At 41.8% G+C, this 19,366-nt stretch carries 20 protein-coding genes and 1 pseudogene; 17 read left to right on the top strand and 4 right to left on the bottom strand.

Annotation, left to right across the window (positions count from 1 at the left end; translation table 11 throughout):
• Positions 1 to 210 precede the first annotated feature (210 nt).
• From J4G44_RS05290 to J4G44_RS05350, 13 genes and pseudogenes are all read left to right on the top strand, one after another.
• Positions 211 to 441 (top strand): antitoxin, encoded by a 231-nt coding sequence (locus J4G44_RS05290; RefSeq protein ID WP_004972406.1) that lies wholly within the window; start codon positions 211 to 213, stop codon positions 439 to 441.
• Entirely contained in the window at positions 441 to 860 is a 420-nt protein-coding gene (vapC, locus tag J4G44_RS05295; RefSeq protein ID WP_004972405.1) for a type II toxin-antitoxin system tRNA(fMet)-specific endonuclease VapC, read from the top strand. The genes J4G44_RS05290 and vapC overlap by 1 nt, the downstream gene beginning before the upstream one ends.
• A 130-nt stretch (positions 861 to 990) precedes the next feature.
• On the top strand, positions 991 to 1,134 hold the full coding sequence (locus J4G44_RS05300; RefSeq protein ID WP_096901556.1) for a zinc ribbon-containing protein: 144 nt from the start codon (positions 991 to 993) through the stop codon (positions 1,132 to 1,134).
• Between the two features lie 107 nt (positions 1,135 to 1,241).
• Positions 1,242 to 1,814 (top strand): DUF4126 domain-containing protein, encoded by a 573-nt coding sequence (locus J4G44_RS05305; protein ID WP_019837767.1) that lies wholly within the window; start codon positions 1,242 to 1,244, stop codon positions 1,812 to 1,814.
• Between the two features lie 563 nt (positions 1,815 to 2,377).
• Entirely contained in the window at positions 2,378 to 2,629 is a 252-nt protein-coding gene (locus J4G44_RS05310) for a DUF6868 family protein (protein WP_004972400.1), read from the top strand.
• Positions 2,630 to 2,748: 119 nt separating this feature from the next.
• Entirely contained in the window at positions 2,749 to 3,462 is a 714-nt protein-coding gene (locus tag J4G44_RS05315; RefSeq protein ID WP_004972399.1) for an SIMPL domain-containing protein, read from the top strand.
• 151 nt (positions 3,463 to 3,613) lie between these two features.
• Positions 3,614 to 4,279 (top strand): pseudouridine synthase, encoded by a 666-nt coding sequence (locus J4G44_RS05320; protein ID WP_180059923.1) that lies wholly within the window; start codon positions 3,614 to 3,616, stop codon positions 4,277 to 4,279.
• Between the two features lie 279 nt (positions 4,280 to 4,558).
• Positions 4,559 to 5,509 (top strand): SNIPE associated domain-containing protein, encoded by a 951-nt coding sequence (locus J4G44_RS05325; protein WP_228291706.1) that lies wholly within the window; start codon positions 4,559 to 4,561, stop codon positions 5,507 to 5,509.
• Positions 5,510 to 5,675: 166 nt separating this feature from the next.
• Positions 5,676 to 6,053 (top strand): ribonuclease E inhibitor RraB, encoded by a 378-nt coding sequence (locus J4G44_RS05330; RefSeq protein WP_167845808.1) that lies wholly within the window; start codon positions 5,676 to 5,678, stop codon positions 6,051 to 6,053.
• A 115-nt stretch (positions 6,054 to 6,168) separates the two neighbouring features.
• Positions 6,169 to 6,525 (top strand): DUF488 domain-containing protein, encoded by a 357-nt coding sequence (locus tag J4G44_RS05335; RefSeq protein WP_207973913.1) that lies wholly within the window; start codon positions 6,169 to 6,171, stop codon positions 6,523 to 6,525.
• 102 nt (positions 6,526 to 6,627) lie between these two features.
• Positions 6,628 to 6,969 carry a zinc ribbon domain-containing protein YjdM gene (locus tag J4G44_RS05340; RefSeq protein WP_004972388.1) on the top strand — a complete coding sequence of 114 codons (342 nt, stop codon included), beginning with the start codon at positions 6,628 to 6,630 and terminating at the stop codon, positions 6,967 to 6,969.
• Between the two features lie 240 nt (positions 6,970 to 7,209).
• Complete coding sequence (locus tag J4G44_RS05345; protein ID WP_004972386.1) at positions 7,210 to 7,551, top strand: YegP family protein; 342 nt, start codon at positions 7,210 to 7,212, stop codon at positions 7,549 to 7,551.
• 146 nt (positions 7,552 to 7,697) lie between these two features.
• Positions 7,698 to 8,765 (top strand): annotated as a pseudogene (locus tag J4G44_RS05350) (DUF1176 domain-containing protein).
• 121 nt (positions 8,766 to 8,886) lie between these two features.
• Here J4G44_RS05350 and J4G44_RS05355 read toward each other — a convergent pair.
• Together J4G44_RS05355 and J4G44_RS05360 are read right to left on the bottom strand one after the other, a co-directional pair.
• Positions 8,887 to 9,822 (bottom strand): tRNA dihydrouridine synthase, encoded by a 936-nt coding sequence (locus tag J4G44_RS05355; RefSeq protein WP_179989204.1) that lies wholly within the window; start codon positions 9,820 to 9,822, stop codon positions 8,887 to 8,889.
• Between the two features lie 316 nt (positions 9,823 to 10,138).
• On the bottom strand, positions 10,139 to 10,948 hold the full coding sequence (locus tag J4G44_RS05360) for a cytochrome C assembly family protein (RefSeq protein WP_180168163.1): 810 nt from the start codon (positions 10,946 to 10,948) through the stop codon (positions 10,139 to 10,141).
• A gap of 139 nt (positions 10,949 to 11,087) precedes the next feature.
• Between J4G44_RS05360 and ffh the strand changes: the two genes are divergently transcribed.
• Complete coding sequence (gene ffh / locus J4G44_RS05365; protein WP_096902093.1) at positions 11,088 to 12,497, top strand: signal recognition particle protein; 1,410 nt, start codon at positions 11,088 to 11,090, stop codon at positions 12,495 to 12,497.
• 136 nt (positions 12,498 to 12,633) lie between these two features.
• Here the strand turns inward: ffh and J4G44_RS05370 are convergent, their stop codons facing one another.
• Both J4G44_RS05370 and J4G44_RS05375 read right to left on the bottom strand, forming a co-directional pair.
• On the bottom strand, positions 12,634 to 13,374 hold the full coding sequence (locus J4G44_RS05370) for a type III pantothenate kinase (RefSeq protein ID WP_004972372.1): 741 nt from the start codon (positions 13,372 to 13,374) through the stop codon (positions 12,634 to 12,636).
• Positions 13,371 to 14,138 carry a biotin--[acetyl-CoA-carboxylase] ligase gene (locus tag J4G44_RS05375; RefSeq protein ID WP_004972369.1) on the bottom strand — a complete coding sequence of 256 codons (768 nt, stop codon included), beginning with the start codon at positions 14,136 to 14,138 and terminating at the stop codon, positions 13,371 to 13,373. The genes J4G44_RS05370 and J4G44_RS05375 overlap by 4 nt, the downstream gene beginning before the upstream one ends.
• A 28-nt stretch (positions 14,139 to 14,166) precedes the next feature.
• Here J4G44_RS05375 and J4G44_RS05380 point away from each other — a divergent pair, with 28 nt between their 5' ends.
• The 3 genes from J4G44_RS05380 to smc all read left to right on the top strand — a co-directional run bounded on the left by J4G44_RS05380 (position 14,167) and on the right by smc (position 19,366).
• Positions 14,167 to 14,976 (top strand): sulfite exporter TauE/SafE family protein, encoded by an 810-nt coding sequence (locus J4G44_RS05380; RefSeq protein WP_004972366.1) that lies wholly within the window; start codon positions 14,167 to 14,169, stop codon positions 14,974 to 14,976.
• Between the two features lie 219 nt (positions 14,977 to 15,195).
• Entirely contained in the window at positions 15,196 to 15,891 is a 696-nt protein-coding gene (locus J4G44_RS05385) for a GntR family transcriptional regulator (RefSeq protein WP_004972365.1), read from the top strand.
• A 10-nt stretch (positions 15,892 to 15,901) separates the two neighbouring features.
• Positions 15,902 to 19,366, top strand: a complete 3,465-nt coding sequence (gene smc / locus J4G44_RS05390) for a chromosome segregation protein SMC (protein ID WP_179988527.1) — start codon at positions 15,902 to 15,904, stop codon at positions 19,364 to 19,366.

Consider the following 19,366-nt stretch of genomic DNA (forward strand, 5'->3'; position numbering starts at 1 on the left):
TGAGGTCTTTTTTTTTTGGAAGATGAATATATTGTGAATTAAACAGCAAACTCCTTGTAAACCTAACTTAATTTTCTAAAAAGTATCTTTCATTCAAAAAATCAGCAGTTATCAAAAACAATAAAATTTAAAAGTAGAAGTTTATTTGGTTGAAAAACACCCAATAAATACCTATCATAAGATATGTATCAAAAACGATGGAGTAGCCCAATGACTACCGCAAAAGTTTTTATGACAGGACGAAGTCAAGCCATTCGATTGCCTAAAGAATTTCGCTTTGAAGGCAAAGAAGTTGAAATTTTTCGTCGTGGTGATGAAGTCATTCTCCGTGAAAAACCCGTCACAGTAGATCGGTTATTTAAAGCGTTATCCCAAATGCCAAATGACTTTTATGCAGATGAAAGAGAAGATCTGCCGCCTCAAGAACGGGAAATGTTCTAATGCAAGTACAATATTTATTAGATACAAATATTTGTATTTACATTATTAAATACCGACCTGAAATTGTGCGTCAGCATTTTGAAAAACATCTTCCGCATCGAAATATATTAATTTCTGTCATTACGTTGGGAGAATTACGTTTTGGTGCAGAAAAAAGTCAACATAAAGAAAAGGCTTTAAAAGTCATAGATGAATTAACATCAATGATTCAAGTGGTTGAATTGGATGAAAATGTTGCACACCATTATGCAGAAATACGCCAGAACCTTGCATCTAAGGGGCAGATCATTGGCGCAAATGACTTATGGTTAGCAGCACATGCACGTGCAAATCATTGGGTCATGGTCACCAATAACGAAAAAGAATTTACTCGTGTCGATGGATTAAAAGTCGAAAACTGGGTATCTAATCCTTTGTAAGTGAGTTAGATTTTTTATAAAAATCATCCTTTGCCTAACTGCCCTCATCACCCGTCAAAATGGACAATAGACAATCATCACAGAATAGATATACTGGATTGACCATTTCTAAACCACACGGAGAACAAAGATGGTAACTGCAGGTGATAAACCAGGAACAGGCTTCTATTTTTGTGTCCAATGCGGGCATCGCGTTTACTTAGAAATTGGTACAGACCGTCTACCACCGTGTACCAAATGCCATGGCACCGAATATAACAACAAGGTTGCCTAAGCTAGACGACTTAAAACAGCTGATCCTGTTTTTAATCTAAAGCCCTATCACCCGATGGGGCTTTTTGCTATTTTAGCCATAGAAAACCCAAGGCAATGAGGTACAACATGGAAACAATACTCGGTTTATGTGTCGGCATTGGACTAAGTGCTGCCAGTGGTTTTCGGGTTTTCGTGCCTTTGCTGGTCATGAGTGTCGCAGCACTCATGGGTTGGTTTGAACCCTTGAAAGGTTTTGAATGGTTGGCGATGCCTGCTGTTTGTCTAGCTTTGACCGTGGCAACAATCAGTGAAATTGCTGCGTATTATGTGCCGTGGGTCGATAATTTGCTCGACACTGTTGCAACGCCTGCCGCCATGATTGCAGGTACACTCACTACAATGGCTGTAAGCAGTGGCGAAATGTCGCAATTTGCCAGTTGGGCTTCGGCCATTATTGTCGGTGGCGGTACAGCGGGTGTGGTGCAAATGAGTACAGTTGCGGCACGTGGCGTATCAACCGCAACCACAGGCGGTGTTGCTAATCCTGTGATTTCTACAGGAGAGTGGATTGGGGCTGCCGTACTTTCAGTGTTGTCTTTCATTGTGCCTGTATTGGTGGTTTTTGTAGTGCTACTGACCTTAATTTGGGCAACTCGCTGGATTCGAGGCAAAAAGAAAGTTGTTGAATCCTCCACATAGATTTTTGGTCAGTTTGAAAACATTTGAAAATAATCATGGTAATAAATTCAATATTTAAGCTTTATTTGATGATTTAAGTGCATAAAAAATGTCTATTTGGAAAATTTTTTAAAATATGACTTAAAAAGTGATAAAAATTTTAAAAATTAATCAAAATAAAATCATTACGGGGAAACAATCCCATCCTCAAATCACTACTATATATCTCAAGGGTGTGATGGGGATCGAAAAGAGTAGATTGCTACCAGTTGCGTACAACGTGCGTGTAGTACTTACCCAAAAGGTCTCGATTCGGCTTAGGACGCTATAAACCAGAAGTTTATAGGCTATAAGATCATGGCTTATCCAGCATGATAGTTGAAGTAAACCACAGTTGTTTTCCCTAACACCCTAAAGAATATTGTTAAAAATATAAAAAACAAAACAAGATCAAGACAATAAAATCCAGACAAAATAAAAGCTTAAATGAATTTTAAACCATCTTTCTGCTACAAAACTCCCATCAAATTTTTCATTCAAATCTGTTAATTTGCAATAATCATCTACATCTAATTAGGTGTGATATGAGTGTTGATTACGATTTTTGGTGTCGTTTATTACTGACCTGCGCACTGATTAACTATGCCATTTTAATGCTGTGGTTTGTGGTGGTGATTTTCGCGCATGACTGGCTGCGACAGTTACATGGCAGATGGTTCAAATTGTCAGATGCAAGTTTTGATGCCATTCATTATGGCGGCATGGCAGTCTATAAAATTGGGGTATTGCTATTGAATATTGCGCCACTCATTGCGCTGTATATGATGCGACCTTAATTTAAAACTCTATAAACAAGCATCGAAAAGCATAGAAACAACCGCTTTAGACAGTACATTAAAAACACACGGTCATTGAAATAGAGGCGAAAAGCCCGCAATTTGAGGAGTTGGCAAACATGAATCAATTTAAACCTGCATTGATTTTAGGCGGTCTAATTTGTTTGGGAATGGTGCTCGCAGGTTGGATATTGGGCAATAGCGCACTCAAAATTAAACAATATGAGCGTGTGGTTTCAGTCAAAGGTTTGTCTGAACGTGAAGTAAAAGCCAATGTCGCGGTGTGGCCAATTCGTTTTAGTACCGCCAGTCAAGACTTGGCCGCGCTGTACGACACCATGCAAAGCCAAACATCCCAGATTCAAAACTTTTTAAAAAATGAAGGTTTTAGTCCTGAAGAAATCACCATTGCTGCTCCTGTAATTACCGATAAATACGCCCAGCAATATGGTGGCGATGGCAATGTTGCTTTGCGTTATACCGCACATCAAACCATTACGGTCTATACCAAAAATATTGATAAAGTGCGCAGCGCACAAAGCCGTTTGGTCGATTTAGGCAAAAATGGAATTGCCTTTGGTGGTGAAGATTACGGGCAACGTACCGAATATTTATATACACAACTAAATGACATTAAACCTGCCATGATTGAGCAAGCCACACAAAATGCCCGCAGTGTTGCAGAAAAATTTGCCGCAGATTCTGACAGTCGTCTAGGTAAAATTAAATCAGCCAATCAGGGTGTATTTAGTATTGAAGATCGTGACAGCAACACGCCATATTTGAAAAAAGTACGTGTGGTGTCTACGGTGGAATACTATTTAGCAGACTAAGTTTCGCAGACTAAGTTTGACAGATTAAGCTTGGCAGACTCAGCCAATTTAAAATCTAAATCTTTACACTAAAAAGTACATCGCCCGACTGAATTGACAGTTCGGGCTGTGCTTGATATTTTGCCCGCACCGCTTTGTATGCTGTATGTTCATGGCTTTAAACGACAACTTTATTTATGCACCTCCACAAGATCCCTTAGTAATTGTCTATGAAGATGACGATTTATTGGTGATTGATAAGCCCGCAGGTTTATTGTCGGTGCCTGGGCGTTTGCCCGAACATCAGGACAGCGCATATTTAAGAGTACTCGCAGATTATCCTCAGGCAAAAATTGCCCATCGTTTAGATATGGCGACCTCAGGCATTCTCATGTTCGCCAAGCATCGTGATGCAGAAGTCGCATTGAGTAAAATGTTTCAGGCGCGAACAGTAGAAAAAAACTACATTGCTTTAATTCAAGGCAAACTTGAAGGTGAGGGCAGTGTCGATGTGCCTTTAATTACCGATTGGGAAAACCGTCCACGCCAAATTGTGCATTTCGATTTAGGCAAGCCTGCGCAAACGCTGTATCAGGCTTTGGAATATTGTGCGGTTGAAGATATTACCCGTGTATTGCTCACCCCGATTACAGGGCGCTCACATCAGTTACGAGTACACATGCAATATATTGGACATCCCATTACAGGCGATAAGTTATATCATCCTGAACCGAAAAAAAGCACTTTAGGTCGGATGGCGCTGCATGCTAGTTATTTGGCTTTTACGCAACCTTTAAGCCAAGTTCCTGTTGCAATTCGAGCACAGCTTCCTTTTTAGAGATTTTGGGATTCAATTTTTCTAACAGGCGCATATTTTTCAATTTTTTTGTGAAAATACTCAAAAATTGGGATAGTCTTCGTGCCGCTAACTCGCTAACGTATCTTTAGAGCTATCGTTATTCATTTGCCTTGGCATAAATGAAGGAAGTGAATAACTCGCTGTTTTAAAATTTTGTGTTTTTGAGTGTGGTGGGCTGTCAAAGCGGGTTAGAAAGCGTCTTTAAAACTGAAGATGACTTTTTAAAATATGGCAGACCAATGCGGTGGGAGAAGTTATATGCTGTATATATTGGGTGCAATCATTATTGTTTTGGTGGTGATTATTTTTTGGCAATCTCAGCGCCGCCGTGAGTTGTCTGCCAGCATTCAATCTTTACAAAGTAATTTAGACCGCACTCGCTCCAATTTAGCGTCCGATGAGTTGGAAAGTAATGAATTAGAGCATCAGCTGACTGTGCTACGCATCGAAATAGGCAGTTTAAAAGGTCGTTTAGAAACCTTGCAGCACTATCAACATATTTTAGACGTTGAGCAATATGTATTAGAACGTCGCCAACAAGTAGAAATGTTTGTAGAAATGATTAAATCCGAAGCGGAAAATACGCGGGAGCAGTGCAAGCAACAAGTTGAAAAAGTTCGAGATTTTTTAGCCGAGCATGAGCAAAAAACCAAAGCCAAAACGCTTAAAACAGCACAAGATCAATTGGGTGCTTTTTATAACTTGGTTGAAGAACGTCAGCAACTCGAACAGATTATGACCGCGCTGTATCATAAAATTGAACATCATACGCCTGCTTTTCAGTTGCCTGCACAGCAGCTATTGGATGATCTGATTGAAGGTTATGGCTATAGTGATGCAGCACAACACCTGCAGCAAGTACGACACAAGATTCAAGATGCGGTCAAAAATCAAGAAGTTGCGCATTGTGCTTTTGTCGATGAGCAACGCCGTCTAGCGGCAGTGACTTTGCTGGCTCAAGCATTTAATAGTAAAGCAGATTTATATTTGGCGCAGCTGACTGAACATAATTTGGCTGAATCGCTTCAAGCTTTGCAGGATGATTTTACTTTGCTCAATCATTATGCGGCTGCATTTGGACACGCAAAAGTTCTAGACTCTTATTTGACACTCCGACAAGAAGAATTAAAGTTTGCCGCTTTGCTGTTGGCATTTAAACAGGAAAGCTCTTGTCAGATGCCACAAATTAAACTGGCTGCAAATGCTTAGAGCAATTGCAGTGTCATGTAAAAGCAATCTTCTGGGTAATTCAGACTAAAGTCAGTGTAAAACGAGATGAAAATTGAGTCCTTCGGGCAAATTTGTGCTATGTTGAATTCACTATTTTGTCACTTGCCAGATATATATTGGCTAAAAAGATAACAAGGATATTCGCATGACACGTGACTATGAACAATTCCCTGATGATGATAATGGCAATGTACTTTGGCAAATGCATGAAGATGGGGATGACCTGACAGAGCCACATGAGATTGAGTACTCCATCGCTTTTACCACACAAGAACAAGCTGAAAAATGTGCTTTGTATTTGTTGGCCGAAGAACAAAAAATTTCATTATTCCAAGATGAAGAATCTGACGCAGTTGAATGGATCATCACCATTTATGTTTACATGGAACCAGAGTATTCAGACATTGTCGATTTAGAGCAATGGTTTAGCAAAATTGCTGCAGAACATGGCGGTGAATACGATGGCTGGGGCTGTATGGCTTACGTCTACGATGATGAAGACGAAGACGATTACGAAGATTAAATCGGGTATCTTAAAAGCATGTGTTGATCACATGCTTTTTTATTTGTGATACATAATCTGCTGCCTAAAACTTTGGCGCTGATGACGTCGTCATAAAAGATGCAGAGGTGCAAATATGGATATTGCAATGAAACGCGCTTATCTTGAAGCGACTCAGGCAGATGGGACACGAGTGTTGGTTGATCGTTTATGGCCGCGAGGTGTGAGCAAAGAACGTGCTCGTATTGACTTATGGCCCAAAGAAATTACGCCTTCGACTGAATTGCGCAAATGGTATCATCAAAACCCTGAACAACATTGGGATGAGTTTCAGCAGCGTTATATAGCTGAATTAGCAGAGCAAGAAGAGGCTTTACAGGCGTTGTGTGAACTGGCACAGCAGCAAAAAATCACTCTGGTCACAGCAGCTAAAGATGAGCAGCACAATCATGTAGTGGTATTAAAACGCGTGATGCTGCAACGCTTAGCATAGTCCAATTAAAGAGTTTTATTTGATTATCCTTGTGCTTTATAAGGATTTTAAGTTTATGAAAATTCAGTAAAAAATGCTATAATATAGTTTTTGAGGTTTTTTATGTCTTTGCCAAATTGCCCAAAATGCCAATCAGAATACACTTACCAAGATGGCGACCTACTGATTTGTCCTGAATGCTCACATGAGTGGAAAGAAGGGGAACAGCTAGAAGAAACTGCTGCTGTGATTAAAGATGCAAACGGCAACGTGTTGGCAGATGGCGACACGGTGACTGTGATTAAAGACCTGAAGATTAAAGGTTCTTCGGCTGCTGTAAAAGTGGGAACGAAAGTGAAAAATATTCGCTTAATTCCAGATGCAGCAGATGGTCATGACATTGATTGTAAGATTGATGGCATGGGGGCTATGAAATTAAAATCTGAATATGTGAAAAAAGCTTAAGTTTAAGCAGATTTCAACAGCGCAGGCGACTTGAGTTGCCTGCGCTTTTTTATGGAGTTTATAAAAGTATTTTAGTATTCAAATTGAGCAACAATAACTTTAAGAGTGTACAAAATTAATACTGTTTTCTTGTGCCTAAGTCCTTTATATTTTAAGTGAAAAGAATAATTTTTAGGCAGTTTAAAGCCTAGCATCATTCAACAACACACTTCACCACTCATAAGAAAACTGGGGGCAAGTATGTCAGGATGGTTTGAGATTTCACAAGCAAGCAATGGTCAGTACCGCTTTGTACTTAAAGCTGGGAATGGCGAAATTATCTTAACCAGTGAACAGTATAAGGCGAAAGCATCGGCAAAAAATGGCATCGCTTCGGTACAAAAGAACAGTCAGGATGATGGGCGTTATGATCGACTGACATCTAAGAATGATAAGCCGTATTTTAATTTAAAAGCTGCCAACCATCAGATTATTGGTACGAGTCAGCTCTATACTTCTGAACAATCACGTGACAAAGGAATTGAGTCAGTGAAAACCAATGGCGCAAGCACCACGGTCAAGGATTTAACACAGGAATCGTAATTTTTTACATTAAATCTTGATGTTCAATTGCATTAGAAAAGCATGCTCTGGCGTGCTTTTTTATTGAGCTGAGTAGGCAAGGTGCTAAATTTAGCTTTGATTGAGCCGTTGAATTATAGATGACCATTTCAGGAGTTGCGAAGATTATGAATTTCAGATGCAATCTAAAAATATTGCTGGCGATCAGTGGTTTATTCGGTAGTGTTGGTATTTTTGCAGCACCGATCACTGCTGAAAAAACGATTGCTTCAAGCCAGTCGACTGCTTTGCAAGGACTGTATTTTCAGCATCAAGATTGGGAGTTGGCCTGTGATAATACAGGAACCTGCCGTGCCGCAGGCTACCAAAGCGATGATGATTTTGAACAACCGATCAGTATGTTATTGACCCGTCAAGCAGGTGCAAAGAGTGCTGTACAAGGGCAATTGCAAATTCAAGAAGATATTGCTCAAGCGACTTTATTTTTAAATGGACGCACTTTGCAACAATTAAACTTTCATGAAAGTATCGCCAATTTATCTGCTGCCAGTGTGCAAAAGCTGTTGGCGCAGGCGCGTCAGCATGTCGTGATCGAGTTAAAACATGGTCAACAACGCTGAAAATTGTCTGATGCAGGCATGAGTGCAGTGTTGCTAAAAATGGATGAATTTCAAAAACGTGTGGGTACAGACTCCGCAATATTGGCAAAAGGCAATCAAGCATCCACGCAGGTCTTAAAAGCGCAAGCGATGCCTAAAATTAACATTCTCATGCAGCCTCAACACCGAACCGCCAAAGCACAGGTGCTTACCGCGGCCAGTGCAGAAAAGTTATATCCAATTTTACAAAAAACTGTAGATCGTGAAGATTGTTATATGCTGTTTGAACCTGAACAAGCAGAACAGCAGATTCATACTTATCCCTTAAATCAAGATAGCGTGTTGGTTGAGGCAAGCTGTTGGCGAGGGGCTTATAATTGGGGTGTGGCTTATTGGGTTATGGATAAAAAACTGCAAAAGATACAGCAATTTGTAACTGATTCTGCTTCAGAATTTAGCAATGGACAGATTTTTGCCTATCAAAAAGGGCGTGGAATTGGCGATTGTTTCAGTCAAATTGAGTGGGCGTGGAATGGTCAGCAGTTTGTCAAAAGCTATCAATTCGATGCAGGACAATGCAAAGGTTTTGCAGGCAGTGCATGGGAAATGCCAAGCTTTGTCAGCAAGGTTGAATAAATGACATTCACTAGGGTCTGTTGACATTTCATAAATGGCTTGTGCTGTAGGCTAAAACTGAGCAGACCCTAATAAAAGCTGAAATTTTTTAGATAAATCTGGAGCTCGCTGGATGCACTGTTTAAGTCGCGTGTGCGACTAATTTTTCAATGATTTCATCCAACTTTTTCAGACGCTTGATTTCATCCCATAAAGCTTTGGCTTCGGGGTAATGTTTCGACATCATACCGAGCCATTGTTTATAACGTCCTAGCATGCCAATTTCAGTTTTGGCAGGGCCGTGAATAAAGCGAATTTGCAGTTGCAGCAAATCTTGCCAACTCAGCAAAGGCAGGTCTGAATTTTGACGAATACATTGGGTCAAATCTGGAGTGGTGACTGCACCGCGGCCAATCATCAAATCTTCACAGCCCGATTCTAACTGGCATTGTTTGGCATCGGCATTGTTCCAAATTTCACCATTGGCAATGACATTAATCTTCAATGCTTCACGAATAGGGCGTAGCTGATCCCAAAATGCAGGAGGGGTATAGCCATCGGCTTTGGTACGTGCATGCACTGTAACCCATGCTGCGCCTGCATCTTCAATGGCATGCGCATTTTCTAGCATGAAGTTCCGATCCATATAGCCTAGACGCATTTTGGCGGAAACTGGAATATGAGCAGGAACGGCATCGCGAACCGCTTTAACCAGTTCATATACTACTTCGGGTTCATCGAGTAAAACTGAACCGCCACGATGCCGATTGACTGTTTTGGCAGGACAGCCAAAGTTCATATCAATTGCAGGTACGCCCATAGCCGCAACTTTGGCTGCATTGGCGGCTAACATTTCAGGATTATTCCCCAAAAACTGAACATGCACAGGCGTACCTGCAGCAGTTTTGCCGTTGGTAAGTAGTTCAGGGCAATAAGTGTGGTAGATATGGTCTGGCAGAATGCTGTCTGTGACCCGAATAAACTCTGTCACGCACCAGTCAAAACTGCCGACAGACGTGAGTACATCACGCATGATGGGGTCGGTTAAGCCTTCCATGGGTGCAAGAATCAGTTTCACAAGATGCTGCCAGTTCAAACAAAAGTGGAGTTATACGTTTTTTTCTGTGGGTTGTCTAGGAAAAGGGTTTTGAATTGAAGTGGTTGTAGCTAAGGTTCTGGTATTTAAGCTGTTTTATTTGACACAGTGATCTGTATCTCAAGTTTTATCTAGTCCATGCAGTTGATGTGCATCCTAGACTAGATCTTTTAATTGAGTTCTTACATCGTTAGAAATCATTTAAATGATTGGCTTAATTTAAACAGCCCATTCCCCCTCGACTATGCTATTAAATAATTGATCATCCTACACTTTGAATGAGCAAAATAAAAACACCTTACTTACTCAAAATCATTTCCAACACAAATTTAGAACCAATAAAACCGAGCGCCAATAAAAAGAAGCCAATAATGGTAAAGCGAATCGCTTTTTGTCCACGCCAGCCAAACTTATAACGCCCAAGTAACAACGCCCCATAGACAAACCAAGAAATAATACTAAAGGCAGTTTTATGTGCTAAATGCTGTGCAAAGAAATGTTCTACCGTAAAGAAACCAAAACCTAGTGCGACTGTGAGTAAGGCAAAACCTGCAATCAACATATCAAACAGCAAAGATTCCATATCTTGCAAAGACGGCAGCAAATTTACCCAAACCCGACGTTTTTGTTTGTTTTTCAGTTCGCGGTTTTGAAACCACATGAGCACGGCATGAATGGTCGCCATCAACAATACGGCATAAGCAGACAGCGATAAAATAATATGAATATCTAAACCAATCGAGTTTTGGTTAATAAATAAATTATGTTGGCTGAATGAAAAACCTGCAATTAAACCCACTGCTGCTACAGGAATACCAATCAAATTTAGCGCAATTACAGGTCGGTAACTGCTGAACAGCAAGCTCAATAACAACATTAAACCCGCAGTAAATGACATTAGGTTAAACACGTTGTAGTTGACACCCATCGGCGTCCACATATCGTTATACAACACGGCAGCATGCAGCAATAAGCCCAAACTGAGCAGAGAACGAATAAACCAGTGATTTGGCGCACGTTTAGACATTAAATGTGAAAATAAATACCAAAAAGAACTGGTATAAGCGATTAATGCTAAAATCGTATAAACCAAGGGGAGACTGATCATGTCAAACCTTTTTCAGGATGATGAATATTCATTTATATAAATTCGATGCGAACTACAGTATCCTATAGCATCTTGTGCATAAATTTTCTATTTTAAAGAAACATTTTTTTGCTAATGGCTATTTTAAGCGGAATTTGCAATGTTTGATACCTTAACAGAACGACTCACGCAGAGTTTAAGAAATGTTACTGGCTCAGGGCAGCTAACCGAAGACAATATTAAAGATACGTTACGTGAAGTACGTATGGCACTTCTTGAAGCCGATGTGGCGTTACCTGTAACTCGTGAATTCATCGCGAAAGTTAAGGAAGAGGCATTGGGTCAGGAAGTGATGACTCAGTTATCCCCTGGTCAGGCGTTCGTCAAAATTGTCTATGACGAACTCACAAAAATGATGGGCGAGGCCAATGAAAGCCTTGACCTTGCTGCCAAGCCACCGGTTGTGGTGTTATTGGCAGGTTTGCAGGGTGCGGGTAAAACCACCACTGCAGCAAAATTGGCACGTTTCTTACAAGAACGTCAAAAGAAAAAAGTGGCGATGGTGTCTGCCGACGTTTACCGTCCTGCGGCAATTAAACAGCTACAAACGGTTGCAGGCGAAGTTGGCGCAATTTTCTTTGACTCAAATGCCAATGAAAACCCTGTCGATATTGCCAACCGTGCCATCGAACAGGCAAAAATTCAGTTTGCTGATGTGTTAATTGTCGATACTGCAGGTCGTTTGCACGTCGATGATGACATGATGGATGAAATCAAGGCATTACATTCAGCGATTAAACCGACTGAAACCTTGTTCGTGGTCGATGCCATGACGGGTCAGGATGCGGCAAATACAGCCAAAGCCTTTAATGATGCCTTGCCATTAACAGGTGTAATCCTTACTAAAACTGATGGTGATGCGCGCGGTGGTGCAGCACTTTCAGTTCGTGCGATTACGGGTAAACCAATTAAATTCTTGGGGATGGGTGAAAAACTCGATGCCCTAGAGCCATTCCACCCAGAACGTGTTGCACAACGTATTTTGGGCATGGGTGACGTGCTGTCTTTGGTCGAAGAAGTTGAACGTAAAATCGACAAAGAAAAAGCCGAAAAAATGGCGAAAAAACTGCAAAAAGGCGGCAGCTTCAACTTTGAAGATATGCTGATGCAGTTTGAACAAATGAATAAAATGGGCGGCATGATGGGCTTCTTAGACAAGTTGCCTGGCATGAGCAACTCAGGTATTCAAGATGCAATTGCGCAAGCCAATCCTGAAAAGCAAGTGAAAAAGATGGAAGCGATTATCCAGTCGATGACCATCAAAGAGCGTCGTAACCCAGACCTGATGAATCCAAGCCGTAAAAAACGTATTGCTGCGGGTTGTGGTATGGATGTGTCAGAAGTGAATAAGTTGATCAAGCAACATGCACAAATGGCAAAAATGATGAAAAAATTTGCCAATCCATCGGGCATGGCAAAAATGATGCGTTCACTGGGCGGTTTACAAAAGCAATTCAGTGGCGGCGGTATGGGGCCATTGTTTGGTGGCAACGACCCAACCAAGAAATAATTGTTAAAAACATCTTAGAATCAAAGTGTTAAAAAAGCAGGCGCATAAAAATGCGCCTGCTTTTTTGTTGTTCTTTATTCGTAGATGACAGCTACACCGAAAGATTTATCAGCGTAGATGGAGCAATGTTTGGTTTTTAGTGCACTTCATGGGTTGCATATTGAATATAACGCTGCAAACCTTTGAGCAATAAATCTTGCTCGACTTGCGGTTGATATTGCTGCAAGAATTTGGCAAACAGCGGTGCATCGCCACCCGTTAAAATCAGTTTACGTGGTGACTGTCGAATTACATGCTCAATGGTGCTGAGCAAGCCGAGTAAAATACCATGATGAACAGCATCAATGGTGCTGCGTCCTGGGGTGAGTTCATCAAATGCAGCATCGGGAATTTTAATGCCTTTGGTGTTTTGAATCAGTGCATCACGTTGCAAATATAAGTTCGGTAAAATATAGCCGCCTAAATGCGTCAGTCCATCCGCCAAATCAATAGTCAGCGCCGTACCACAACTAATGACACAATAATTTTCTTGTGGGTCATTTGCCACGGCAAGCACTTGCAGCCAGCGATCTATCCCCAGTTGTTGAATATCATATTCACAATGCAAACCTGCATAATCTGCATGCACTTTGGCATAAATCACAGGCACATTCAGGGTTTTTAAAATCAAGTGAATGCGTTGATTATTCTTCTGATCTTGTACCGATGACACGCCTACTTTATGCACATTCAGACTTTTAAAGTGTTGAATCAAACCCAGCAACAAATCGGCAGGAGATTGCAAATGCAATTCTGCTTCATGTTCGATGATGCGGTCTTGTTCTGTGACCCAATATTTCAGGCGGGTGTTACCAATATCTAGCCATAAATTTTTCATGAAGATGACTCGGCATGATCGATAGGGCGTAAACGTCCCTGATAAAAAACTTCAAGCCCTTGTGCCGTTTCAATTTGCACTGCGCCATCATCCTGAATGCCTAAAAAAGTACCCTGACAAGTACCTTTAAAATGTTCAAATTCAACTTGTTGTTGCATAAATGCGGCATGATGATTGAAGCGAGATGCCAAATTATAGCAATCGTGATTAAACCAGTCGCAGGCTTGTTGAATGGCAAGATAAAGCTCTGCGATCAGGCGCACACGATCAATAGATACCAAACCCAGTTCGGTTAAAGATGTGGTTTTTTGATCAATAACTGCTGAGCTGACAGGTGCAAGATTAAGCCCAACCCCAACAATGACTTGCTGTGCAGAAATTGGCTCAATTAAGATGCCGCCCCATTTGCCTTGCGGGCTGTATAAGTCATTTGGCCATTTTACTTGTAGATTCAGCGCCTGTAGACTCGGCATTTGCAAGATATTTAACGCAATTTCTAAAGCCAAACGCCCATTTACAGGTGTTCGTAAATTTAGCAATGTGCTTAAATAGATGTTCCCTTCGGGTGATACCCATTGCCGTTGACGTTGTCCTCGACCATGCGTTTGTCTGGTACTGCATACCAAGACACTCTGCACACCTTTTTGTGCAATTTCCCGTACATCATCATTGGTGGAAGTGGTAATCGGCTTCAGGATGAGTACTTCTGGAAGCTGTCCTGCTTCTGTGAGTTGTTGTTGCAGTTGTCGGGTTTCTACATCCATACGAATTTACAAATAGTGGAATATATTTATGGAGTTAATCATATATTTATTGATTGGTGCAATTGCTGGATTTGCAGCAGGGCTGTTTGGCGTGGGCGGCGGCTTAATTATTGTGCCAATTTTATATATTGTGTTCACTCAACTCAATTATGACCCATCGGTGTTAATGCACATGGCGGTGGGGACATCATTGGCAACCATTATTGTAACTTCGATCAGCTCAGTTACGGCACACCATAAAAAAGGTGCGGTGATGTGGCCTGTATTTCGTAATCTTGCGCCTGGTTTAATTGTGGGTGCATTTGTTGGTGCAGGTATTGCCGATTTCCTTTCGGGGCAAGGCTTACAATTATTAATTGGCGGTTTTGCACTGTGGGTGGCTTTTAAGATGTTTAGAGGCGCAAATATTGCGGTTGATCCTTCACATCATTTGCCTTCAACTGCAAAGCAAGTCATGGCGGGCGGTGGGATTGGCATTGCCTCTGCAATTTTTGGGATTGGCGGTGGCAGTTTAACAGTGCCGTACTTAAACCGTTACGGCGTGGTCATGCAAAAAGCGGTAGCAACCTCAGCCGCTTGTGGTTTGCCAATTGCGGTGGCGGGCGCATTAGGCTTTATGTGGTTTGGTAAGCAAGCCGAAGTTGCAGTACCCAATACCATTGGTTATATCCACATTTATGCATTTATAGGCATTAGTGTGATGAGCTTTATTACTGCCAAAGTTGGTGCGAAAGTGGCACATTTGTTATCGCCAGCGATGTTGAAAAAATGTTTTGCCTGCTTGTTGACCACCGTTGGCTGTTATTTTGTATATCAGGGTATGCGAGTATTTTTCTAAGTTGAGTCGCTATTTTCTTTGTTTTAAGCCATGTAAAATTGGCTCTAGCGCCATGAAATTGTCGGACAATGTCATGGCGTTGTGATCTGTTTCGCAGTAAAAAGAAAGATGCTTGTATCGGAGCTATGCTTGCAGTCGAAGGATGATCCTGAGATGTCTTAAATGAGAGTAGCTCCGAATTTTCATCACTGCATCTTATAAAAACAAGATAGGAACAGTATGCAACAACAAGAATCAGAAAGTTTATCGGAACAAATTGCCCGACACATCGCAGAACAGATTATTAGCGGTGATTTGGTTGAAGGTGAGCGTATTCAGGAATTGCGCATCGCCAAAGAACTGGACGTGAGTCGTGGTTCGGTACGTGAAGCGCTGTTGTTATTGCAACGTACTCATCTGATTGAAATTTTTCCACGTCGTGGTGCAATTGTGTCGGAAATGTCGGCACAGCAAGTCCGAGCTTTGTTTGACAGCAGCAGTTTGTTATTGGGTTATATTGTGCAGCGTATTGCGGACACGTGGCGAATGCATGAAGCCGAAGCCTTACAACAACTTTTGCTGCAACTGGCAGAGCAATGTCGCTTGGGCAATACTGAAAAGTTTTATGATTTAATTTTTCAATATCTGGCACGGCAGCCTGATATGGTGGGAAATTTATATTTAATGAAGTTCTATCAAGAGTTATTGCCATCGTTAAGACGCAGTTACTTTTTGACCTTAAATACTTCGCGTCGGGAGTTACAAGAATCTTTTGAATTATTTAAACTGGTGAGTGATGCAATTTTAAGCAGAAAATCACAACAAGCCACTTTATTTATGGAAGATTTTTGCCGACACTTGCGCAACTTGGTGTTGGAATCTCTGACCCGTATGAAACAGATCGAGCTTGCATGGGCAAGACGTTCACGCCGTTAATTGGGACATTATGCGTTTAAGCAGTTTAAAACTTTCTGGCTTCAAATCTTTTGCCGACAGTACGACCTTACATTTTAAAGCCAACCGTACCGCTGTGGTGGGGCCGAATGGTTGTGGTAAATCCAATGTGATTGACGCCATTCGTTGGGTGATGGGCGAATCTAGTGCGCGCCAGTTGCGTGGCGGCAGTATGCAGGATGTAATTTTCACAGGAACTGCCAAACGCAAACCTGTAGGTGTAGCCAGTGTGGAACTGCGTTTTGACAATACCTATGGCAAATTGGGCGGTGCTTATAACGCCTATAATGAACTGTCGGTACGTCGGCAGGTCAACCGTGATGGTAAGTCTGAATATTTTTTAAATGGAACCAAGTGTCGTCGTCGTGACATCACCGATATTTTTCTGGGTACAGGTTTAGGCCCGCGTTCTTATGCAATTATTGAACAGGGCATGATTAATCGTTTGGTTGATGCTAAACCTGAAGAAATGCGGGTGTTTATTGAAGAAGCGGCAGGCGTGTCACGTTATCAGGCGCGTCGTCGTGAAACCATGCTGCATTTGGATCACACCACGCAGAACTTGGCGCGTTTGGAAGATATTGCTTCAGAACTAAAATCGCAATTAAAAACCTTAAAACGTCAGTCAGAAACAGCAATTCAATACAAAGCGCTTGAGAGTGAAATTCGTACCATTAAAGTCGAAGTGTTGTCTTTTCAGTGTGAACAAAGTGCGCGTTTACAGCAAGAATATACCCTGAGTATGAATGAGTTAGGGGAAAGTTTTAAATTGGTGCGCTCTGAGCTGACCACTTTGGAACATGACTTAACTGCGACCAGTGAGTTGTTTCAGCGTTTGATTCAGCAATCGACACCGCTACAGCAAGAATGGCAACAGGCAGAAAAGAAACTGGCTGAACTGAAAATGACTTTGGAACAAAAACAAAGTTTGTTTCAGCAAAATACCGCGACTTTATCGCAGCTTGAACAACAAAAAGCACAAACCAAAGAGCGTTTGCAGTTGATTGAATTGCAGCTAGAGAGTTTGGTCGATCAGCAAGAAAACCAACAGGAAAATCTACAGCAGCAAGATCATTTGGCGCAGCAGCAGAGCCAGCAATTTCAGGATTTAAAAGCACAGCAACAAACCCAAGCTGCACAATATGCCCAAGTCAAAGCGCAAGTAGAACAGCAACAACAAAAGCATGTGCACATGCAGGCGCAAAGTGAGCAGTTAGCCAAAAATATCAGCCGTATTGAACAGCAAAAACAAACCCTGACACAGCAGTTTGCACAAATTCAGCCGCAAGATCAGCAAGAGGGAATGCAACAACTGCAAGACGAAAAGACCCGCTTGCAGGCTGAAATGCTAACACTAGAACAGAATATTCAAGACAGCACTCAGCAACTCGCCACGTTGCAGACCAACTATAATGAGCACAAAGCACAGTGTGCGACCTTAAAATCTGAGATTCAGATTTTGCAGTCAGAACAGAAAAACCTCAATCAATTGCTCATTAAGCAAAGTCCAAAAGCCCAAACCGATGTGGTGCAGTTGATGCAAGTATTACAACTTGCAGATGTGGCGAAACCACATGCCAATTTAATTGAAAAGTTCTTGGCTAAATGGTTATCTGCGCAGGTGGTAGAAGCAGATATTGAATTTCAGGACAGCCGCGCACGTCAGCTAAAAATTCATTTGGCTGTAGATTCAAAAACATCAAAAATACAGCTTTCGGGGTGTGAGTCGCTCAGTGACTGGATTGCTTCACCACAAAGTAGCTTGTGGCAAAGTGTCGCAATTACAGAAAGTTTATCGCAGGCTTTGGCATTGCAAGTGCAATTACAAGCAGGGCAGTCTATCCTTAGTTTAGATGGTTATCATGTGGGAGCAGACTGGGTAATCGGGCTGTTTTATGATGAAGCGGCACAGGCAGGGCAAGGGGCATTAAGCCATCGGATTCGCTTGGATGAAATTGAACAGGCGTTGGCGTTGCAACTGCCACAATATGAGCAAGCAGAACAGCAACTGCCTGAATTGCAGCAACAGGTAAAACAGTTGCAGCAGCAATTGCAGCAACAACAGCAACAGCTCAAACAGCAACAGCAAGCCTTGCAAACGCTAGATGTGCAAATGGCGAAAGCCGAAAGTGCGGCACAGGCTTTTGCAGTACAGCAACAGCAATTACAGCATCAATTGGCACAATTAGATGAGCAGCTTGAAGAAGATGCCATGCAAAAAGATGATCTGGAAATTGATTTGCATGCTTTGGCTTTTAAACTTGAGCAAGCCTTACCGCAGTATAAAATCTTGCAATTTCAGGTCGAGCAGCTGAATGAGCAGCTGGATAGTTCACAGCAACAGTTTCAGCAGCAGCAACAAGAAGTGGATCTGTTACGTCGTCAAGCGGTACAAACTCAGCAGCAAATTGAACTGTTAGAAAAAGATGCCACTTTCTTAAAAGCACAATATCAACAAATTGTGGCGCAAATGGAACAAGCCAAAAAGTTTGTCGATCCTGTTCAGTTGGAATTGCCTGACTTGGAAACTCAGTTTTCAGAGCAGCAGCAGCAGACTGAAAAGCTGCAAAAAACTTGGCAGGAATGGCAAGTGGAATTGAACAGTGTGCAGTCCAAACAGCAGCAACTGACCGAGCAACGGCAGCAGCAACAGCAGCAAGATGAACAATTACGTGCCAAACTCGAAGAAAAGCGCTTGGCATGGCAATCGGCAAAGTCGGACTATCAGCATTATTCTGAACAGTTAAAAGATTTAAACAGCGAGATCATCACAGGTTTGCAGATTGATGTCGCTGCGCATCAACAAAAACTGGCGAAAGCGCAGCAACAGTTTGATAAATTGGGTGCGGTCAATTTGGCGGCTTCGGAAGAATATGAAGAAGTATCTGCCCGTTTTGCAGAATTAAGCCATCAAATTGAAGACTTGGAAAATACCGTTTCGCAGTTACAGGCGGCAATGAAAAGTATTGATCAGGAAACTCGTAAACTGTTTATGAATACTTTTGATCAGGTGAATACCGAATTGCAGGAGTTGTTTCCTAAAGTCTTTAATGGCGGTGAAGCGAGTCTGAGCTTGGAAGATGACTGGCAATCTGGGGTGAAATTGATGGCGCGTCCACCAGGTAAGCGCAACAGTTCTTTGGCCTTACTTTCAGGGGGTGAAAAAGCGCTGACAGCTTTGGCTTTGGTTTTTGCAATCTTCCGTTTAAACCCAGCGCCATTTTGCGTACTCGATGAAGTTGATGCACCGTTAGATGATGCTAACGTGGGGCGCTTTTGTAATTTAGTAAAAGAACTTTCTGAACAAGTGCAATTCATTTACATTACACATAATAAACTTGCTATGACGATGGCAACCGACCTCTTAGGTGTTACCATGCCTGAACCGGGAACCTCAAAATTAGTAACCGTAAATTTAGAAGAAGCCGCAGAATACGGCCTAGTCGCGGAGGCATAA

The sequence above is a fragment of the Acinetobacter towneri genome (assembly GCF_017498585.1).
GTDB classification, from domain to species: Bacteria; Pseudomonadota; Gammaproteobacteria; order Pseudomonadales; family Moraxellaceae; genus Acinetobacter; species Acinetobacter towneri.

Excerpts from the sequence above, each read along its gene's own strand:
- J4G44_RS05305 (WP_019837767.1), top strand. The coding sequence starts at position 1,242 with ATGGAAACAATACTCGGTTTATGTGTCGGCATTGGACTAAGTGCTGCC.
- J4G44_RS05330 (WP_167845808.1), top strand. The coding sequence starts at position 5,676 with ATGACACGTGACTATGAACAATTCCCTGATGATGATAATGGCAATGTA.
- J4G44_RS05335 (WP_207973913.1), top strand. The coding sequence starts at position 6,169 with ATGGATATTGCAATGAAACGCGCTTATCTTGAAGCGACTCAGGCAGAT.
- J4G44_RS05345 (WP_004972386.1), top strand. The coding sequence starts at position 7,210 with ATGTCAGGATGGTTTGAGATTTCACAAGCAAGCAATGGTCAGTACCGC.
- J4G44_RS05340 (WP_004972388.1), top strand. The coding sequence starts at position 6,628 with ATGTCTTTGCCAAATTGCCCAAAATGCCAATCAGAATACACTTACCAA.
- J4G44_RS05360 (WP_180168163.1), bottom strand. The coding sequence starts at position 10,948 with ATGATCAGTCTCCCCTTGGTTTATACGATTTTAGCATTAATCGCTTAT.
- J4G44_RS05300 (WP_096901556.1), top strand. The coding sequence starts at position 991 with ATGGTAACTGCAGGTGATAAACCAGGAACAGGCTTCTATTTTTGTGTC.
- J4G44_RS05385 (WP_004972365.1), top strand. The coding sequence starts at position 15,196 with ATGCAACAACAAGAATCAGAAAGTTTATCGGAACAAATTGCCCGACAC.
- vapC (WP_004972405.1), top strand. The coding sequence starts at position 441 with ATGCAAGTACAATATTTATTAGATACAAATATTTGTATTTACATTATT.
- J4G44_RS05290 (WP_004972406.1), top strand. The coding sequence starts at position 211 with ATGACTACCGCAAAAGTTTTTATGACAGGACGAAGTCAAGCCATTCGA.
- smc (WP_179988527.1), top strand. The coding sequence starts at position 15,902 with ATGCGTTTAAGCAGTTTAAAACTTTCTGGCTTCAAATCTTTTGCCGAC.
- J4G44_RS05310 (WP_004972400.1), top strand. The coding sequence starts at position 2,378 with ATGAGTGTTGATTACGATTTTTGGTGTCGTTTATTACTGACCTGCGCA.
- J4G44_RS05325 (WP_228291706.1), top strand. The coding sequence starts at position 4,559 with ATGCTGTATATATTGGGTGCAATCATTATTGTTTTGGTGGTGATTATT.
- J4G44_RS05370 (WP_004972372.1), bottom strand. The coding sequence starts at position 13,374 with ATGAAAAATTTATGGCTAGATATTGGTAACACCCGCCTGAAATATTGG.
- ffh (WP_096902093.1), top strand. The coding sequence starts at position 11,088 with ATGTTTGATACCTTAACAGAACGACTCACGCAGAGTTTAAGAAATGTT.
- J4G44_RS05380 (WP_004972366.1), top strand. The coding sequence starts at position 14,167 with ATGGAGTTAATCATATATTTATTGATTGGTGCAATTGCTGGATTTGCA.
- J4G44_RS05315 (WP_004972399.1), top strand. The coding sequence starts at position 2,749 with ATGAATCAATTTAAACCTGCATTGATTTTAGGCGGTCTAATTTGTTTG.
- J4G44_RS05375 (WP_004972369.1), bottom strand. The coding sequence starts at position 14,138 with ATGGATGTAGAAACCCGACAACTGCAACAACAACTCACAGAAGCAGGA.
- J4G44_RS05320 (WP_180059923.1), top strand. The coding sequence starts at position 3,614 with ATGGCTTTAAACGACAACTTTATTTATGCACCTCCACAAGATCCCTTA.